The organism is Rothia nasimurium, assembly GCF_928381415.1.
Taxonomy (GTDB): Bacteria; Actinomycetota; Actinomycetes; order Actinomycetales; family Micrococcaceae; genus Rothia; species Rothia nasimurium_H.
On record NZ_CAKMSF010000010.1, the window covers coordinates 19,141 to 36,552 of the forward strand.

Here is a 17,412-nt window from a genome sequence, read left to right on the forward strand (position 1 = left end):
CAGTATTTTATCAGCGGACTGATAGAGAGGCCGGGAGCGCAGCCCCCTAGCGCCACTCGTCGGCCCGGCATCTCACTCGGTGGACGTACCGCCCCATCTAGGGCCCTTATCGCCCGTGAGATACTAGAGGGGTGCCCACAACTAGTACTCACCACCTCACCCAGCTCGTGCCCCTCGATTCACTGAGCGCAGGCGCGGCAAGTGCCCTTGACCGGCTTATCCTCGCAGACGCCGCCGCATCCGGCCCCGACGGCGCTACTACCGGGGACGTGCTCGTCCTCGATGACCCCACCGGCGCCCTAACCTTCTGGGCCCTAGCGCACACCGCTCCCGGCAACCACCGGGTGATTAGCCGCCAACGCTCCTACGCAGACGCCCTGACCCTGCACCGCGTCCTTAGAGAAAAAGCTCCGGACGCTGCCGCCCGCCTTATCCTTGCAGGGCTCGATCAAAACGGGGAAGTAGATTCCTCAACTTTCAGTCTCTATGAGGCTCTCGCCACTCACCGCTTCAACGGTGCCATCGCTCTGGGCCACCTACCCAAGAGTCACGCCGCGCTCGCCGACCTCGCCCATGATTTAGCGCGGTATCAGGCTGAGCAGGGGAGTGAGACTACCCTGATTCTGGGTGGCAATACCAAGCACATGAGTACCAGCTTCAATCAGACTCTGGGCCGCAGCTTCGGGCAGGTGCGAGGTCTGCGGGGTAAGGGCAAGCACCGCTGCCTGTTCGCTACAGCACCGGTCCCAGCATCTGAGTCCCCTCGCCCCGCCGGGCCCCTACAGGCTGTCGGTGGCGTGTTCTCAGGTGGCAAGCCCGACCGGGGCGGCCAATTGCTGGCCACCAACGTCCTCACTGCCCTGGCGAAGCATGCCCCTGCCCGCCCGCTGACCCTGGTAGATCTGGGGTGCGGCAACGGGTCGGTGACCCTCGAGGTTCTAGAGCACCTGCCTGCCGGGGTGGAGGTTGCCCGGGTCTGGGCTACCGACCTCGATGCGGACGCTGCCCGGTCAGCTGCCCTTAACCTGGGGCAGGACGCCCGGGTTCAGGTGAGCTGGGACGACGCCGGTTCCCGCCTGCCCCAGGGGGTAGCCGACATCGTCATGCTCAACCCGCCCTTTCACACCGGAACCGCGGTTGACCTTAGCCTGGTGGGCCCGCTGCTTGATGCTGCCCTGCGCCTGTTGACTCCCGGTGGGCAGCTCTACCTGGTGCATAACTCACACGCTCGCTACCGGCCGCAGGTTGAAGAGCGCTTTGAACAGGTGCGGCAGCTTGAGCGCACCCCCACCTTTACCGTTCTTACAGCCCGAATGCCCAATCTTCAGGAGAACCAATGACCATCAAAATTATTGCCATCGGCAAGAAGCACGAAAAGTGGGTCAAGGACGGCATTGACCGCTACGAAACCCGTCTGCGTAAACCCTGGGATATTACCTGGCAGTACTTGCCCCACTCGTCCCTGGCAGAAGAAGCTGCCCGGGCTGAGGAGTCCCGCCGCATTCTTGAAAAGGTCGATCGTGATGACTACCTGGTGCTGCTTGATGAGCGCGGTAAGATGCTGAGCTCTCCTGCCTTAGCTCGCCTGCTGGAAGCCCAGCTGGGCTTTAAGAAGGTGGTGCTGGTGATTGGTGGGGCCTATGGGGTGGACGATTCGGTGCGGGCCCGCGCCAATACCGTCTGGAGCCTCTCGGACCTGGTCTTCCCCCACCAACTGGTGCGCCTTATCATCACGGAGCAAATATATCGAGCCGGTGAAATTGCCGCCGGCCGCCCCTACCATCACGTGTAGGGTGGAAAAGATGCAGACAGAGTTTGAAAGGACGCCGCCGGTGAGTTTTCCTGAAGGATTTTTGTGGGGTGGCGCAACTGCCGCCAACCAGATTGAGGGTGCCTATGCTGAGGGTGGCAAGGGGCTGAGCGTGCAGGACGTGCTGCCGCGGGGGCTGGCGTCCGCCCCCACAGCCCAGCCGACCCCCGATAACCTCAAGCTTGAGGGAATCGACTTCTACCACCGCTACGCAGACGATATCGCCCTCTTTGCTGAACTTGGCTTTAAGGTCTTCCGCCTTTCCTTTGCCTGGTCACGGATTTTCCCGCGCGGGGACGAGACTGAACCCAACCCTGAGGGTCTGGCCTTCTATGACCGGGTTATCGACGAGCTGCTTCGCCACGGGATTGAGCCGCTGGTGACTTTGAGCCACTATGAGACCCCTTTGCATCTGGCTCGTGAATACGGCGGGTGGGCTAACCGGCAGCTGATTGGTTTCTTTGAGCGGTACGCCCGCTCTGTGATGACCCATTTTGCGGGCAGGGTTCGCTACTGGATTACCTTCAACGAGATTAACTCCGTGCTGCATTTTCCCTTCTTCTCGGGGCTTGAAGGAAGGCCTGACGAGATCGGGCCACAGCGACTCTATCAGGCGGTGCATCATGAACTGGTCGCCTCGGCCCGTGCCACCCGCCTGGCCCATGAGATTGACGGGCAAAACCGGGTGGGATGCATGATTCTGGCTGTTCCCCGCTACCCCCTGACCCCCGACCCGTCAGATGTGCTGGCTGCCCAGGTGGCCTCGCGTGATGACTATGTTTTTGGCGACGTGCACTGCCGCGGCACCTACCCCGGCTACTTTCTCCGCAAGCTCCGGGAATTAGGGGTGCAGCTTGAGATTACCGAGCAGGACCGCCGCGACCTGCTACATACGGTTGATTTCGTGTCCTTCTCCTACTACATGTCGGTGTGCGAAACTGCGGGGGCCGCTGAAACTGGTGAAGGCAATATCATCGGGGGAGTGCCCAACCCTACCCTAGAAGCTTCTGAGTGGGGCTGGCAGATAGACCCGGTGGGTCTGCGCCTGGTGCTTAACGACTTTTGGGACCGCTGGGGCAAACCCCTCTTTATCGTCGAAAACGGCCTGGGAGCCAAGGATCAGCTGGTGGAAGGTGGGCCGGACGGGCTCACGGTTGAGGACGACTATCGGATTAGCTACCTGCGCGATCACCTGCTCCAGGCTGAAGAAGCAATCGCCGACGGGGTCGACCTGCTGGGCTACACCGTGTGGGGGTGCATTGATCTGGTATCAATGTCGACCGCCCAGATGTCTAAGCGCTACGGGGTGATTTATGTGGACCGGAATGACGACGGCTCAGGCACCCTGGCACGCTACCGCAAGAAGTCCTTTGACTGGTACCGGCAGATCATTGAATCTAACGGCCGCTCCCTGCATAACCCGCTCTAACCTGAACACCCGTTTCCCAAGCGCGGGTACACTAAACCCATGCACCCCAACCACCTCCTCGCCCGACGACTCATCGCCCAAGCCCTCGCACCAGCGTCCGCCCGCCCCACCACACCCACCACCATCACCGACGCCGCCCACTACATGATCGCCACCCAAGGCCAAAACTACGCAGGCGGCCTCACCGCCCTCGCCATCCGCGCAGGGCACCCCGAAAAACCCCTCACCACCAACACCAGCCACCTAGATACCGCGCTCGCCGACTATGAACTGGTGCGCACCTGGTCCCAGCGCGGCACCCTGCACTACCTCCACCGCAGCGACCACTGGGTGACCACCCTCTTAGGGCCCCGCTCGGTCACCGGTAAGCTGGAGCGCCTAGCTGAGCAGTTTGGTCTGAGCGTTGAGGGCTACGAGGCCGCCCGGGTGCTGGCTGAAAGTGCTATTAGTGAACCGGTGAGCCGCGATCAGCTGCGGGCCCTCTTTGCTGAGGCGGGCTACCCCCGCGAGCTGCTGGGGCACCACCTGCGCCGGGCAGGCTCCGGCGGCCGCATTATTCAGACCCGCCGTACCGGCCAGCACGATGCCTTCGTCGCCGCAGAAGTTGCCATCCCCCGGCAGGTGGCGGACGCCGCCGCCCGCACCCCTGCCGGGAAAACCCGGGAACTGACCGCCCGCTACTTCTCCACCCGAGGCCCTGCCAGTATCGAAGACTTTTGCTGGTGGTCCACCCTGCCCAAAACCTTAGCAACCCGTACGGCTGATGCCCTGGTGGCTGCCGGTGAGCTGACCGGCTTCACCCTAGACGGCACCACCTACTACATGGGCAGCTGGCAGAAGGATGTTTCGCCCCAAGAGCTTGAGCATGCCCTGAGCCTCACCTACCACCTACCGGCCTTCGATGAATACTTCATCGCCTACAAAAACCGCACCCACCTCTTTGCCCCAGGAGTAGACCCCCACACCGTCATGACCAAGAATGGCATCGGTTGGCCTTTTGCCGTTGAGGGTGGCCTGATTACGGGCAGGGCCTAAGGAGCGGTTATGCCTGCAACCTGCCGAAATATGGCGTAACCGGCGCCACAAGCAGGTGCTGCGGGGATAGGATGAAAGAGGTCATAGACGACCAAACCTCGCTACCAGCTCAGCCCGGTAGCGGGGGAGACCTCTTATCGAAACAGGTGATGACTCCCATGAAGGCAGCCCGCTTTTACGACAACAAAGACATCCGCATCGAAGATATCGACGAACCCGTCGCAGACGCTGGCGAAGTCCTCATCAAGGTAGCCTGGTGCGGTATCTGCGGCACCGATCTTCACGAATACCTCGCCGGCCCCATCTTCTGCCCCACCCACAGCACCCCTCACCCCATCTCCGGCGAAACCGCCCCCGTCACCATGGGCCACGAGTTCTCCGGCGTCGTAGAAGCCCTGGGTGAAGGCATCACCGACCTAGAGGTAGGCGACCACGTCGTCGTTGAACCCTACATCGTACGCGACGACGTAGAAACCGGCCCCGGCAACAAGGACTACCACCTCTCCAAAGATATGAACTTCATCGGCCTCGCCGGGCGCGGTGGCGGCCTTGCCGAAAAGATCGCCGTCAAGCGCCGCTGGGTCCACAAAATCTCCAAAGACATCCCCCTCGACGAAGCAGCCCTCATCGAACCTCTCACCGTGGGCTACCACGCCGTTGAACGAGCCGGGGGAGTCAAGGACGGCGACGTCGCCCTCATCGGCGGCGCAGGACCCATCGGCCTGCTCACCGCAGCCGTCCTCAAAGCCCAGGGCGCAACCGTCATCATGAGCGAACTCTCCAGCCTTCGCCGCCAAAAGGCCCTCGACGCAGGAGTAGCCGACTACGCCCTCTCACCCGCCGAGGTAGACGTCGTTGAAGAAGTCAAAAAACTCTCCGACGGCCGCGGCGCCGACGTCGCCTTCGAATGTACCTCGGTCAACGTCGTCCTCGATACCCTCTTCGACGCCATCAAACCCCAAGGCGTCATCGTCGTGGTCTCCATCTGGGGTAAGCCCGCCCAGCTCGACATGCAAAAACTCGTCCTCAAGGAAGTTGACCTCCGTGGCACCATCGCCTACGTCAACAACCACCCCGACACCATCAAGCTCGTCGAATCAGGCAAAATCAACCTCAAGCCCTTCATCACCGGCAAAATCGCCCTCGAAAACCTCATCGACGAAGGCTTCGACACCCTCATCAACCGCAACGAAACCGCCGTCAAAATCCTGGTCACCACCGACCCCGAGCGCCTAGACAACGCTCAGTAGTCCACAACCACCAGGACGCCACACCCCGGGCGGGCACCCTCACACCAGAGAGTGCCCGCCCCCACTACGTCCCCCAACCTCTCATTAAGACTTTTAGCCACAAACTGTCGCCCACCGGCGCGTAGCATTACCCTAAGAGTCTGTGAAGACGCTATATTTTTATGTATGGCAAAGAAAAAAGTTACCGTAGTATCCGCGCTTGCGGCGACCGCCCTGCTCGCAGGCTGCGCGCAAACCATCGTACCCGGCATGGGCATCGAAGCAACTGACGGCTGGGGCGGCCGCGACGATATCACCATCGAGGTAACTGCCGAACACAACGGCGCAGAGGTTCCCGCAACCATCACCGTCTACCAGGACCAGATGAGCTTCGACGGCAATCAGGCTGAATTCGAAGGCGAGGCCTTCTACAAACTCACCTACGACAACCTCGCAGACCTCTCAGACTCACAAATCCGCGTCTCCGTCACCGCCGAAGACCCCGAAGCCGAGGTCTTCTGCGCCATCAAGGGCACCGGCTACTCCCTCGAAGAAGGCGACCACGTCAACCACGCCAACGAAGCAGACGGCACCGGCAGCGCCACCTGCGTCCTCAACATCGACTAACAACACCACCACACACCACACACAGGTGGGCACCAAAGACGGTGCCCACCTCTTCCTTTAACACCACACCCACCCCACAACACACCAAAGCCCCACCCATAACATGCACCAACCACCCAAATATGAAAAACTAGGGCTATGACCACAGGGGCACACGAAATCCGAACCATCGTCGCAGAAGCAGCCGACGAAGCCGTCAACATCGGCTACCGCATAGGCGATAGCATCCACTCCTACCGCGAACGCCAAGCACAAAAACACGGCCTAGAACCCGTCATCGTACCCAGCGTCGGCTACGGCACCAAAAACTGGGTACGCATCCTCGGCCGCGCCCTCTACAAAACCGACCTCTTCGAAGAATTCTTCGACTCCGTCGAAAAAGGCGACCCCACCATCGAACCCGTCCGCGGCTGGCGCTCCTTCACCTCAGTCGCCATCTCCCACGCCCCCATCGACATCCACATCAACGGCCAACACCACCGCGTCCACGCCGACCGCGGAGGAGTAGTAGACGTCAAACTCAACATCACCCTAGAACCCGGCACCCACCAAGTCACCATCACCACCCCCGGCAGCCAACCCGCCATCACCAGCGTCTACATCGTCCCCGAAGACCAAACCATCGGAATCATCTGCGACGTCGACGACACCGTCATGAACACAGCCCTACCCCGCCCCTTCGTCGCAGCCTGGAACAGCTTCGTCCTCAACGAACACGCCCGCTCCGCCACCCCCGGCATGGCCGTCATGATGGACCGCCTCCACCGCGCCCACCCCACCGCCCCCTTCATGTACCTCTCCACCGGCGCCTGGAACGTCACCCCCACCCTCCGCCGCTTCCTCCACCGCAACGGCTACCCCAAAGGCACCTTCCTCCTCACCGACTGGGGCCCCACCCCCGACCGCTGGTTCCGCTCCGGCTCCCAACACAAAGTCAACACCCTCAAACGCCTCGCCACCGAATTCCCCCACATCCGCTGGATCCTCATCGGCGACGACGGCCAACGAGACCCAGAAATCTACAACGGCTTCGCCGTCCGCTACCCCCACAACGTCGAAGCCATCCTCATCCGCAACCTCACCTTCGGCGAATCCGTCCTCTCATCAGGCCGCGTCTGGGGCGACAACCGCGCTCGCGATATCACCAAGGGCGACCTCTGGCTTGAAGGCAACGACGGCACCGCCCTCTACGAGCAGCTCAAAGACCGCGGGCTCGTCTAAACAACCGCGCTTAAACACCTTAAGGGGCACCCTTGTCAAGCCTGACAGGGTGCCCCTCTGCGCGACACGCCCCCGGCAAAAAACCTTAAAAAACAGGCCCGCGCAGCCCCCAAGACTCAAGGCTCAATTTAGGGTTGAAAGCCCCCGCCCTGATATCACGCGGGACGTCCGGTCTTAAGCCCCAGGGGGCTAAGTGGCCCCTGAACTTAAGGTCACACCATCACTCCAAACCTCACATAAAAACCCTTCATGTGGATAACTTTCCCTTAAAGCCCGCAAACGCGCGGAAGGGCTGTGGATAGCGCACCGATTTAAAAAATTTCGTAACAGACCACACTATGTAGGGCTAGATGCGCTCTCCAAACACTAGATGTAGTATTAAATCTCGGTTCGGGCGACTAGAGAGAAAAGGTCGCCAGACCCCATACAAGCTCTTTCGAGAGCCCCTATGCCAGAAACCTCCCGCAACACGCGGGACACCAAGGAGATACCCCAATGACCGTTACGGTGTACACCAAGCCTGCCTGCGTCCAGTGCAACATGACCTACCGCGCTCTCGACAAGCTCGGCGTCCAGTACAACACCGTTGATATCACCGAGGACCCCGCAGCCCTCGAACTCATCAAGGGCATGGGCTACCTGCAGGCCCCCGTTGTGATCGCCGGTGAGGACCACTGGTCAGGCTTCCAGCCCGACAAGATCAACGCCCTGGCCAGCGCCGCAGCCTAACCGCTGACCACCTGCCCGGGGAGCACCCGCCGCTACAGGCGTCCGCACCCGGGCCTTTTCTTACCCGCGCCACGCGCACACCCACCACGACCAGATCCAGGCACCAGCCCCCATGGACACCACAGATACCACCGGACAGCCCACCATCGTCTACTTTTCATCGGTCTCAGAGAACACCCACAAGTTCGTTCAGAAGACCGGAATAAAAAACATACGGCTACCGCTGAAGACCAGTGAAGACCCCCCACAGGTCACCGGGCCCTATGTGCTGTGCGTCCCCAGCTACGGGCGACCCGGGGGAGCGGGCTCCATACCGCCCCAGGCCGTGAAGTTCCTCAACAACCCCCACAACCGGGAACTCCTGCAAGGAGTCATCGGCGCGGGAAACACCAACTTCGGTGACCTCTTCTGCGTAGCAGCAGACAAAGTCGCCGCCAAATGCCACGTGCCCGTGCTCTACAAATTTGAGCTCATGGGCACCGAAGAAGATGTAGAAACCGTTCAAGAAGGATTGGAAAAATTTTGGATTCAAAACTCCCTGTACCCGGCCTCAGCGTAGAACCTGGTCACGAGGATCCGAGCACCCCCGAGAAATATCGTGGCATGGGGTACCACGAACTGAATGCCCTTCTGAACCTCTACGATGAGAACGGCCAGATTCAGTTCGAAGCAGACCGTCAGGCAGCCCGCCAGTACTTCCTGCAGCACGTCAACAACAACACTGTCTTCTTCCACGACCTGGAAGAAAAGATTGACTACCTGGTCAAGCACCAGTACTACGAGCCCGAGGTTTTTGAGAAGTACTCCTTTGACTTCGTCAAGTCCCTCTCCAAGCTGGCCTACTCCAAGAAGTTCCGCTTCCCCACCTTCCTGGGTGCCTTCAAGTTCTACACCTCCTACGCGCTGAAGACCTTCGACGGCCAGCGCTACCTGGAACGCTTCGAGGACCGCGTGGTCATGGTCGCCCTGTTGCTGGCAGAAGGCGACGAGGCTCTGGCAACCAAGATTGTCGAAGAGGTCATCTCCGGACGCTTCCAGCCCGCCACCCCCACCTTCCTCAACGCAGGTAAGAAGCAGCGTGGCGAGCTGGTCTCCTGCTTCCTGCTGCGTATCGAAGACAACATGGAGTCCATCGGCCGCTCCATCAACTCAGCCCTACAGCTGTCCAAGCGCGGCGGCGGCGTAGCCTTCGCCCTGACCAACCTGCGCGAAGCCGGCGCCCCCATCAAGAAGATTGAGAACCAGTCCTCAGGCGTCATTCCCGTCATGAAGCTGCTGGAAGACTCCTTCTCCTACGCCAACCAGCTCGGTGCCCGCCAGGGTGCAGGCGCAGTTTACCTGCACGCCCACCACCCCGACATCTACTCCTTCCTCGATACCAAGCGCGAGAACGCCGACGAGAAGATCCGCATTAAGACCCTCTCACTGGGCGTTGTGATTCCCGATATCACCTTCGAACTGGCCAAGAAGAACGAGGACATGTACCTCTTCTCGCCCTACGACGTTGAGCGTATCTACGGTGTGCCCTTCTCAGACATCAACGTCACCGAGAAGTACTACGAGATGGTCGACGATGCCCGCATCAAGAAGACCAAGATCAACGCCCGCGAGTTCTTCCAGACCCTGGCTGAAATCCAGTTTGAGTCGGGCTACCCCTACGTCATGTTTGAAGACACCGTCAATAAGGCTAACCCCATTGACGGCAAGATCATCATGTCTAACCTCTGCTCTGAGATTCTGCAGGTTTCTGAGCCTTCGGTCTACAACGCTGACCTTGGCTACGAGACCATCGGTAAGGACATCTCCTGCAACCTGGGTTCCCTCAACATCGCCCTGGCCATGGACGGCGGCGACCTGGGCCAGACCGTCGGTACCGCCATCCGCGCTCTGACTGCCGTGTCTGACCAGTCCGATATCGCCTCGGTTCCCTCCATCGAGCGCGGTAACTCCATGAGCCACGCTGTGGGCCTGGGACAGATGAACCTGCACGGCTACCTGGCCCGCGAGCACGTCTACTACGGTTCTGAAGAAGCCCTGGACTTCACCAACATGTACTTCTACACCGTCACCTACCACGCGATTCGTGCCTCAATGGAAATTGCCCGCGAACGCAAGGAGACCTTCGTAGGCTTCGAGAAGTCCAAGTACGCCTCGGGAGAGTACTTCGAGAAGTACATCAACGGCACCTGGGACTTTGAGACCGAACGCGCCCGCGAGATGTTCGGTGACCACTTCGTACCCACCGCTGAAGACTGGAAGCAGCTGGCTGCCGATGTTGCTGAGCACGGTATGTACAACCAGAACCTGCAGGCTGTTCCGCCCACCGGTTCTATCTCCTACATCAACGGCTCCACTTCGTCGATTCACCCCATTGCTTCGAAGATTGAGATTCGCAAGGAAGGCAAGCTGGGGCGTGTCTACTACCCGGCTCCCTACATGGATAACGAGAACCTGGACTACTACCAGGATTCCTACGAGATCGGTTACGAGAAGATCATCGACACCTACGCCGTTGCTACCCAGCACGTCGACCAGGGCCTGTCACTGACCCTCTTCTTCAAGGACACCGCCACCACCCGCGACGTCAACAAGGCCCAGATTTACGCCTGGCGTAAGGGCATCAAGACCATCTACTACTCACGTATTCGTCAGATGGCTCTTGAGGGCACCGAGGTTGAGGGCTGCGTGAGCTGCATGCTCTAAAGCTTCAGGCGGGGTAGGGCATTGCGTTGATAAGGCGCGGACGCCCGCCCCGGCTGAGCGGGCCCGTCATCTTGTATTTGGGTGGCGGGCTTTCTTTTTCAAGGTATATAATCTATATAACTGATAAGTTAAACTGATTATTTTAGGCTGGCGCCCTTGGAAAATTTTTCGTATGAGCAGGCGGGTATCTTACGTTATTCGGTGTTTAGGATGCATCGACGACTGAGGAACGAGACCGACTCGCACTCGCCCCTCTTATTTGCAGAGGAAACCGTGCTCGCCCAGCTCCAGGCCGGCCCGCGGCAGACCTGCGCCGAGCTGGCCCGCTTTCAGCGTATGACCCCGCAGTCCATGAACAAGATCGTTGCCTCACTGCTTCGCCGCGGCTACATTGCCTCGGGCAAGAATCTGCACGATAAGCGCCGCAAGGAGCTCTATCTGACAGAGCAGGGGAGTGCGACCATCGACTCCATCATCAGTCGCCGCGACCGCTGGATAGTGGAACGCGCCGACGAGATACTCACCGCGGACGAGGCTGCGCAGCTTGCTGAGGCCCTGCCGCTCCTACGCCGCCTCGTCGATAGGGAAACCAAAGCCGAACGCCGAGCCGCCCTACAGGAGGAAGCGGGCACAGGCGTCCGCCCCTGAGATATTAAGCAAACCGAGCCGCTGGTGCGAAAACCGCCCAACGGTGAAAGAATAGAACCAAGCCTATTCCAGGCACCACACCAACCCGACATGAGGAGAACCCATCACCATGAGTGAGAAGGTCGAACTGGTCAACCACGTTGAAGCCATCAACTGGAACCGTATCGAAGACGAAAAAGACCTTGAGGTCTGGGATCGTCTGACCGCTAACTTCTGGCTGCCCGAGAAGGTGCCGCTCTCAAACGATGTGCAGTCCTGGAAGACCCTGACCGAGGAAGAAAAGCAGCTGACCATGCGCGTCTTCACCGGCCTGACCCTGCTCGACACCATCCAGGGCACCGTTGGCGCTGTCTCCCTGCTCCCTGACGCCGTGACCGCCCACGAAGAGGCCGTGTACACCAACATCGCCTTCATGGAGTCGGTGCACGCTAAGTCTTACTCATCGATCTTCTCCACCCTGGCTTCCACCAAGGAAATTGACGAGGTCTTCCGCTGGTCCACTGAGAACGAGCACCTGCAGAAGAAAGCCCGCATCGTCATGGACTACTACCAGGGCGATGACCCCCTAAAGAAGAAGGTTGCCTCAACCCTGCTGGAATCCTTCCTCTTCTACTCAGGCTTCTACCTGCCCATGTACTGGTCATCACGTGCCAAGCTCACCAACACCGCTGACCTGATCCGCCTGATCATTCGCGATGAGGCTGTGCACGGCTACTACATCGGCTACAAGTACCAGCGCGGCCTGGAAAAGGAGACCGCTGAGCGCCAGGCAGAGCTCAAGGACTACACCTTCGACCTACTCTACGAACTGTACGAGAACGAAGTGGCCTACACCCACTCCCTTTACGACGGTGTTGGTCTGAGCGAGGACGTCAAGAAGTTCCTGCACTACAACGCCAACAAGGCACTGATGAACCTGGGTTATGAGGCAATGTTCCCCGCCTCGGTCACCAACGTGTCGCCCGCGATTCTCTCGGCCCTCTCACCCAACGCCGACGAGAACCACGACTTCTTCTCCGGCTCCGGCTCCTCCTACGTGATCGGCAAGGCCGTGAACACGGAAGATGAGGACTGGGACTTCTAAATGCCCTAGTCAGCCTGGGTTTTCCTGGTTTATTCTAGCCCGTGATTCCGGGGTTTTTGGCTCGGTTTCGGCGCTGGGGTTTATCCTGGTTTGTTCTTAATGGCGGTCAAAAAGGCGGTCAGAAACTTCTGCTGACCGCCATTAAGAAACGCTCCCAGAAACACAAAAAATAGCCCCTCACCACACCACCAAGCTAAGGGAGTGGAGAGGGGCTATTTTTATGCCTACTTGCCTAAGGCATAGGCCGGGTTACTGTACTCAGTCCCGGCGGTGTCGACCAGCTCGTACCCGCCAGGGACCTCGGCCAGCTCAGGCTCTTTAGCCGGCTGTTCCTGTTCAGTTACTGTTGCAGGCTCTACCTGCTCCACCTCAACCGCCTGGGCGGGCTGGGTGGTGCCTAGTCGCCCGTGGTCACCTTGGCGGGCCATAGCCAGCACCGAGCCTAGGTAGGCTTCGGTCTCAGCTTTCTTGCTCGGTGCAGCCCAACCACCAATCACGGCGCCAGCGAGGGAGAGCACCAGTGCCAGGGCAAGGACGCCCTCTGTCGACAGGGGAAGGTTGAAAAGCTCATAGGCTAGGACGGCTAGGGCGTACCCTGCGGTGGTGCCGCCGGTGGCGAAAGCGGTTGTGGAGCCGATGGAGCGACGTCGGGTGGAGTTGTCAAGGACGTTCATGGTTGATTCCTTTTCTTACCAGCGGAAGAGGCCGCGCTTATCAGACTCAAACTCGTTCTTACGCGCCTGCGCCTGCTTGCCCTCGTCGTACCCGAAAATCTGGCGGATCTTATGCCCGAAAGTGCCATCAGTGATGACGCCGGGAATGCCCAGGCGGTAGAGGTTGAAGAGGTGACGGGTCATGCGAAGTGTGCTGTAGGTGTCTCTGTTGTTGTCCTGCAGCATCTGGGTGAGGGTACGGCCGCCCCATTCGGAGCGGGGAGTATTGAAAATTGCGTTTTCGAGGTCTGCCTTGGTGGCCATTTCAAACCAATCTGTAGAGGTAGTAGTGGGGTTAGAGGGTGCGGGGGCGCTGGGTGCGCCCCCACCGTAATAGTGCCAAACTTTCGCCATAAAAGCGTCCCAGGGGAAGCCGGTACCGACGTCCCAATGGTCGGACATGCGGTAGACGCGGGACGCCTGGGCGTGGTCGATGATTCCCTTTGCGCCTGCTGCAAGCTGCGCGTCGGTGATCTTGACCGGCGGGATGTTGTTGCGTCGGCAGATATCAGCGACCAGGCGGGCGGTGTTCTCCAGCAGGGCTGCACTGTAGGCATCATTCCATTCGGCGGTGGTCTGTGCCGCCCGCCCGGCCTGCTCAATCTGGATACCGTCCTCATTGGTTCCCGGGGCTGTCCAGGCCATATCCTTTTCAGGCACGCCCTGCACGATGGAATCGTTATCCACGTTGTAGTGGGATGACGACATTGCCGCGGGGTTGAGGAACCAGCCGCCGCCGATATTCTCAGCCATCAGGCTGGTCTCCGGGGTCTCCATCGTGTGAAGACAGATCAAGCGGGCGTAGCGGCCATTAGTCACGGTACGGTTAGGCGAGAGCGCGGTCGACGTGACCAGCGAACTATCTGGCTTGAAAGTGGTGGCCATAGTGCCTCCTTTCTCTTAAATGGGTGCGTCCCCAGCCTGAAAAAGGCTAGGGACGCTTGTTTTTGGGTAAAGAAAAAGCCACCTACTGAGGTGGCTTCAGGAAATCCGGCATCAGCTGGATTAGCTCTTCAGGGATAGGCGGGGCAGGCGGAGGCTGCTTGGTATCGATGTGCGCACGCAGCTGGTAGATATAGGCCGCGCTCATGGAGATATGCAGCCGGGCGGCGTCCTTGATGGCGTAAGCCTCGGTCTTTGCCTCATGCATCTCCTTATGGGCTTTGGCGGCTTCATCGCGCAGCTTACGCACTTCGGCGCGTAGCTCCGCGACTTCCTCTTGGAGGTTATCTACCAGGGCCCCGGAGGCGTCAGCTTTATTTTTTCCGCGCTGCACCCAAGCCGTCATCAGCGCACCTGACACACCGCCAATCGCGGTAATGGCGACACCGACCAGGGCCCAGGCTTCGGGTGGTATAGGGGGAATGCTCATACTCTCTCCTTCCTATGCCGGTGTGCCCGGTAGCGTCGCGGGCCATGCGTCGGCGGTAGGCCACACCCCGCAAGCATGAGTGCGGTAAGCCTTGTCGAGAGTTTGCCCCGTCCAAAGGATGCCTCCGTTCGGCTGAATGCCGATATGCCCGTTTGTCGCGTCGCGTCCATGGAGCACGACTGACCCGCCCCAGGTGGGGCGGAAGCCATCTGGAATGCGCCCTCTAAAGTACCCCCACGACGTGCCCTGTACACTACTTGAGGCACTTTCTGGGATGGCCACTTGAAAGAATACGATGTCGTCACGACGCTTTATCGTAAAGATTGCCTCGGGTGGAAAATGAGATGTGGGTGCAATCTCCTCCTTAATATCGCGCCACCCGGTATCTTGGATTACCGCGTCTTTCCCAGCCTCACCCTGCGGGACACCCAAAGTGAGGGTGTAGTCAGGGGCTTCACCGCCGATATGGGCGGTAGCGGAAGACCTCGGTGGTAGGGTCTGCACCTGCTCTACACGCAGGGTAGGCGCAGGCGGGGACACCCCGTCCTTCCCGGGGTCACCTGCTGGGATACCTAGTGAAAGACTGAAATTAGCCCCATCACCTGCAAGTTCTGCGTGCGCTTCGGAGCCAGGGGGGAGCGTGCTCACATCACCGATTTTAAACGCTGGGGGTGGTGGCGACTTTCCATCATCACCAGGGTCCCCTTTGGTGCCTTTTATGTTTCCAATTTTCTTCCAGTTACTGGGCACTTTCTAACCTATCTGCCATTTACACCATGTATGCCATGAGGTAAAATTTATGTATGGAAATTACAGAATCTGAGCGTGAGCGCTACCTCACTAAATTTGATAGAGAAGGCGACTGCCTGCTCTGGAACGGCCCCCTAGATAAGGACGGATACGGTTCTTTCTACTTTCGCAGAAAGAACCGCCGCGCCCACCGCTTCGCCTACTGGCTGGCATACGGCGACATCCCCTCCGGCATGGTGGTAAACCACAAGTGCAAAAAACGTCACTGTGTAAACCCTCAACACCTTGAGCTTCTAACCCCGTACGAGAACACCATGTACGATTCAGTCAGTCTTGGCGCGATAAACGCCCGTAAGACTCACTGCAAACAAGGCCACCCATTCGATAGAAAATATGGGAAGCAGCGTTACTGCTCAATCTGCGAAAGAGAAAAATCAAAGAGACTCAGAAAAAAGTGGGCAGCAGAGGACACTATCCAGTGCTGAGCTGGTAGATATCCCCGCTTTCAGTATCAATGTAGACACTGGAAGCGGGGTATCTTGTATCTACAGGTTCCCCAACCCCGGTTACAATTGTCGCCCCCGGTTCTCCGGGTAAGCCTTGGGGCATGGGGTGACGCGACTCAGACCCGTCAGTGAGGGTAAAGACTAGCTCCCCGCCCTCGGTGGTGATGGCGGCCAGCCCCACGCCGTCAGTGCCTGCCTCACCCCGGGTCACGAAATTCCCGGTCACGGGGTCAGGCACCGGTAGCACATCAGCAAGATTCACCGGGGCGCCGGCCACCAGCTCGAAGCTGAAAGGCTCCAGCCCCACAGCGCCACCAGCATGGCGCAGGCGCGGGCAAGCCTGCCACGTCCAGGTGTCCGGCTGGGTGGACTCATCAGGCACCTGCAAGGACGCGGTCACCCGGCCCTCGCTATCGAGCTGTACTGTCACCGGCGCAGGAAGTGTCACCGCCTGGGTATCGCGGGCAAAAGAAAAGGCCGGTGTAAAAACCACCGACCCAGAAAGAGGGGCCCCATCAGGGGCGATGAAACGCCCCCAAACTTCCTCAAAAACAGCCAAAACGATTCACCCCCCCCTACGCAATCTTGAAAAGACGCTTAGCATCAGCAATAGCCGCCAAAACCTCATCATCAGAAAGAGCACGCTGCCAAACCTTCAGCAGGCCATAATCCTCACGCACCGTCGATGAATACACATTCGTTCCCAGCCCATAAAGCACACCAGAACCGGGCTGAAGCGATAGCGCCGACCCTGCGCTAGTGCCATTGATCCAGGCCTCTACACTGCCTGCCTGAAGGCGCAGGGCATAGACCGCAAGCTCAGCAGGCGGGCTCACCGAAAAAGTGGCCGTGGTCGCCCCGGCGACGGTCAGGCGGGCAGTACCGCCCCCGCCAATCGTCCATCCAGGCACACGCACCTGAGCAGACTTCGTGGCAGCCAGTGAGGCGACCAGCAGGACGGTGCAGGCCCCGGGCGGGGTCGGACCGCTAGCCGTCATAGCGGCACTACCCTGAGGGATAGACACCACCGGGGCGCTACCGTCGGTGAAAGTATTGCCGGAACTGCCAGTCAGCAGATTACGCCCACCAATCATATCCGGCAGCGCCTTCACATCAGATGCTGAGCCACCGCGCAAGGTATGGGCAAGCCACAGGCTCGCACCATCATGCGGGCCAATAATCGGAGGCGTCCAGACCGCCGACGCGTCAAGAACCGGGGCACCTGTACTAATACCCTTAGCAGGGACCATGCTCATAATTATTTTCCTATCTCTGTAAAATGCCAGCGGGTCATGGTGACCACTTCGATTTCCCCGGAGTCACGGCGGGTCTTGAGTCGGTCAAGGAAGCCCTCGATACCGGCGCGGGTCATACGCTGGGCAGCGCCGCCGCCCTCGATGTAGCAGGCGTGCAGGCCCAGGATGACGCCACCCCCGTTAGCTACAGCCTTATCAATGAGTTTTTCGCCGATACCACCAGGGGCGACACCGCCATCATTTCCAAAATCAAGCCATTGACGGCCTGCATTCATGCGCGGGGAGCCGTCCAGGGGGTGA

General features: G+C 59.5%; 19 protein-coding genes. 13 read left to right on the forward strand and 6 right to left on the reverse strand.

The genetic code is table 11. The features are described 5' to 3' along the window. The first annotated feature begins 131 nt into the window (after nucleotides 1-131). The 12 genes from L7A20_RS11145 (at nucleotide 132) to nrdF (ending at nucleotide 12,515) form a co-directional block, all read left to right on the forward strand. Nucleotides 132-1,340 carry a class I SAM-dependent methyltransferase gene (locus tag L7A20_RS11145; protein ID WP_237223585.1) on the forward strand — a complete coding sequence of 403 codons (1,209 nt, stop codon included), beginning with the start codon at nucleotides 132-134 and terminating at the stop codon, nucleotides 1,338-1,340. Next, nucleotides 1,337-1,792 (forward strand): 23S rRNA (pseudouridine(1915)-N(3))-methyltransferase RlmH, encoded by a 456-nt coding sequence (locus L7A20_RS11150; RefSeq protein WP_237193935.1) that lies wholly within the window; start codon nucleotides 1,337-1,339, stop codon nucleotides 1,790-1,792. The genes L7A20_RS11145 and L7A20_RS11150 overlap by 4 nt, the downstream gene beginning before the upstream one ends. Nucleotides 1,793-1,802: 10 nt before the next feature. After that, nucleotides 1,803-3,239, forward strand: coding sequence for a glycoside hydrolase family 1 protein (locus tag L7A20_RS11155; RefSeq protein ID WP_237223586.1), 1,437 nt, complete (start codon nucleotides 1,803-1,805; stop codon nucleotides 3,237-3,239). Nucleotides 3,240-3,278: 39 nt separating this feature from the next. Beyond that, nucleotides 3,279-4,274, forward strand: a complete 996-nt coding sequence (locus L7A20_RS11160) for a winged helix DNA-binding domain-containing protein (RefSeq protein ID WP_237223587.1) — start codon at nucleotides 3,279-3,281, stop codon at nucleotides 4,272-4,274. Between the two features lie 158 nt (nucleotides 4,275-4,432). Further along, nucleotides 4,433-5,524 carry a 2,3-butanediol dehydrogenase gene (locus L7A20_RS11165; RefSeq protein WP_237223588.1) on the forward strand — a complete coding sequence of 364 codons (1,092 nt, stop codon included), beginning with the start codon at nucleotides 4,433-4,435 and terminating at the stop codon, nucleotides 5,522-5,524. 165 nt (nucleotides 5,525-5,689) lie between these two features. Beyond that, nucleotides 5,690-6,130 (forward strand): hypothetical protein, encoded by a 441-nt coding sequence (locus tag L7A20_RS11170; RefSeq protein WP_237205301.1) that lies wholly within the window; start codon nucleotides 5,690-5,692, stop codon nucleotides 6,128-6,130. Nucleotides 6,131-6,268: 138 nt separating this feature from the next. Further along, complete coding sequence (locus L7A20_RS11175; protein WP_237223589.1) at nucleotides 6,269-7,351, forward strand: App1 family protein; 1,083 nt, start codon at nucleotides 6,269-6,271, stop codon at nucleotides 7,349-7,351. A 495-nt stretch (nucleotides 7,352-7,846) separates the two neighbouring features. Continuing rightward, nucleotides 7,847-8,080: a glutaredoxin-like protein NrdH gene (nrdH, locus tag L7A20_RS11180; protein ID WP_135013938.1), complete on the forward strand. Its 234-nt coding sequence runs from the start codon at nucleotides 7,847-7,849 to the stop codon at nucleotides 8,078-8,080. A gap of 112 nt (nucleotides 8,081-8,192) precedes the next feature. Further along, complete coding sequence (gene nrdI / locus L7A20_RS11185) at nucleotides 8,193-8,639, forward strand: class Ib ribonucleoside-diphosphate reductase assembly flavoprotein NrdI (RefSeq protein ID WP_185174643.1); 447 nt, start codon at nucleotides 8,193-8,195, stop codon at nucleotides 8,637-8,639. Then, nucleotides 8,603-10,783: a class 1b ribonucleoside-diphosphate reductase subunit alpha gene (gene nrdE / locus L7A20_RS11190; RefSeq protein ID WP_423817442.1), complete on the forward strand. Its 2,181-nt coding sequence runs from the start codon at nucleotides 8,603-8,605 to the stop codon at nucleotides 10,781-10,783. Before nrdI ends, nrdE begins: the two co-directional genes overlap by 37 nt. A gap of 273 nt (nucleotides 10,784-11,056) precedes the next feature. Continuing rightward, on the forward strand, nucleotides 11,057-11,431 hold the full coding sequence (locus tag L7A20_RS11195) for a MarR family winged helix-turn-helix transcriptional regulator (protein ID WP_237223591.1): 375 nt from the start codon (nucleotides 11,057-11,059) through the stop codon (nucleotides 11,429-11,431). Nucleotides 11,432-11,540: 109 nt separating this feature from the next. Further along, a complete protein-coding gene (gene nrdF, locus L7A20_RS11200; protein ID WP_185174646.1) occupies nucleotides 11,541-12,515 on the forward strand; it encodes a class 1b ribonucleoside-diphosphate reductase subunit beta in 975 nt (324 codons plus the stop codon). 224 nt (nucleotides 12,516-12,739) lie between these two features. Here nrdF and L7A20_RS11205 read toward each other — a convergent pair whose 3' ends face one another. The 3 genes from L7A20_RS11205 to L7A20_RS11215 all read right to left on the reverse strand — a co-directional run bounded on the left by L7A20_RS11205 (nucleotide 12,740) and on the right by L7A20_RS11215 (nucleotide 14,600). Continuing rightward, nucleotides 12,740-13,189: a hypothetical protein gene (locus L7A20_RS11205; RefSeq protein WP_237223592.1), complete on the reverse strand. Its 450-nt coding sequence runs from the start codon at nucleotides 13,187-13,189 to the stop codon at nucleotides 12,740-12,742. A 15-nt stretch (nucleotides 13,190-13,204) separates the two neighbouring features. Then, nucleotides 13,205-14,113 carry an N-acetylmuramoyl-L-alanine amidase gene (locus L7A20_RS11210; RefSeq protein WP_237223593.1) on the reverse strand — a complete coding sequence of 303 codons (909 nt, stop codon included), beginning with the start codon at nucleotides 14,111-14,113 and terminating at the stop codon, nucleotides 13,205-13,207. Between the two features lie 82 nt (nucleotides 14,114-14,195). After that, nucleotides 14,196-14,600 (reverse strand): hypothetical protein, encoded by a 405-nt coding sequence (locus L7A20_RS11215; protein ID WP_237223594.1) that lies wholly within the window; start codon nucleotides 14,598-14,600, stop codon nucleotides 14,196-14,198. A gap of 803 nt (nucleotides 14,601-15,403) precedes the next feature. Between L7A20_RS11215 and L7A20_RS11220 the strand changes: the two genes are divergently transcribed. Beyond that, nucleotides 15,404-15,835, forward strand: a complete 432-nt coding sequence (locus L7A20_RS11220) for an HNH endonuclease signature motif containing protein (RefSeq protein ID WP_237196835.1) — start codon at nucleotides 15,404-15,406, stop codon at nucleotides 15,833-15,835. Here L7A20_RS11220 and L7A20_RS11225 read toward each other — a convergent pair. The 3 genes from L7A20_RS11225 to L7A20_RS11235 all read right to left on the reverse strand — a co-directional run. Next, nucleotides 15,822-16,415 carry a hypothetical protein gene (locus tag L7A20_RS11225; protein ID WP_237223595.1) on the reverse strand — a complete coding sequence of 198 codons (594 nt, stop codon included), beginning with the start codon at nucleotides 16,413-16,415 and terminating at the stop codon, nucleotides 15,822-15,824. The two genes, L7A20_RS11220 and L7A20_RS11225, sit on opposite strands and share 14 nt — an antisense overlap. 16 nt (nucleotides 16,416-16,431) lie before the next feature. Further along, nucleotides 16,432-17,112: a hypothetical protein gene (locus L7A20_RS11230; protein ID WP_237223596.1), complete on the reverse strand. Its 681-nt coding sequence runs from the start codon at nucleotides 17,110-17,112 to the stop codon at nucleotides 16,432-16,434. 2 nt (nucleotides 17,113-17,114) lie between these two features. Then, nucleotides 17,115-17,412: hypothetical protein (locus tag L7A20_RS11235; protein ID WP_237223597.1), on the reverse strand; the 298-nt coding region annotated here is incomplete at its 5' end.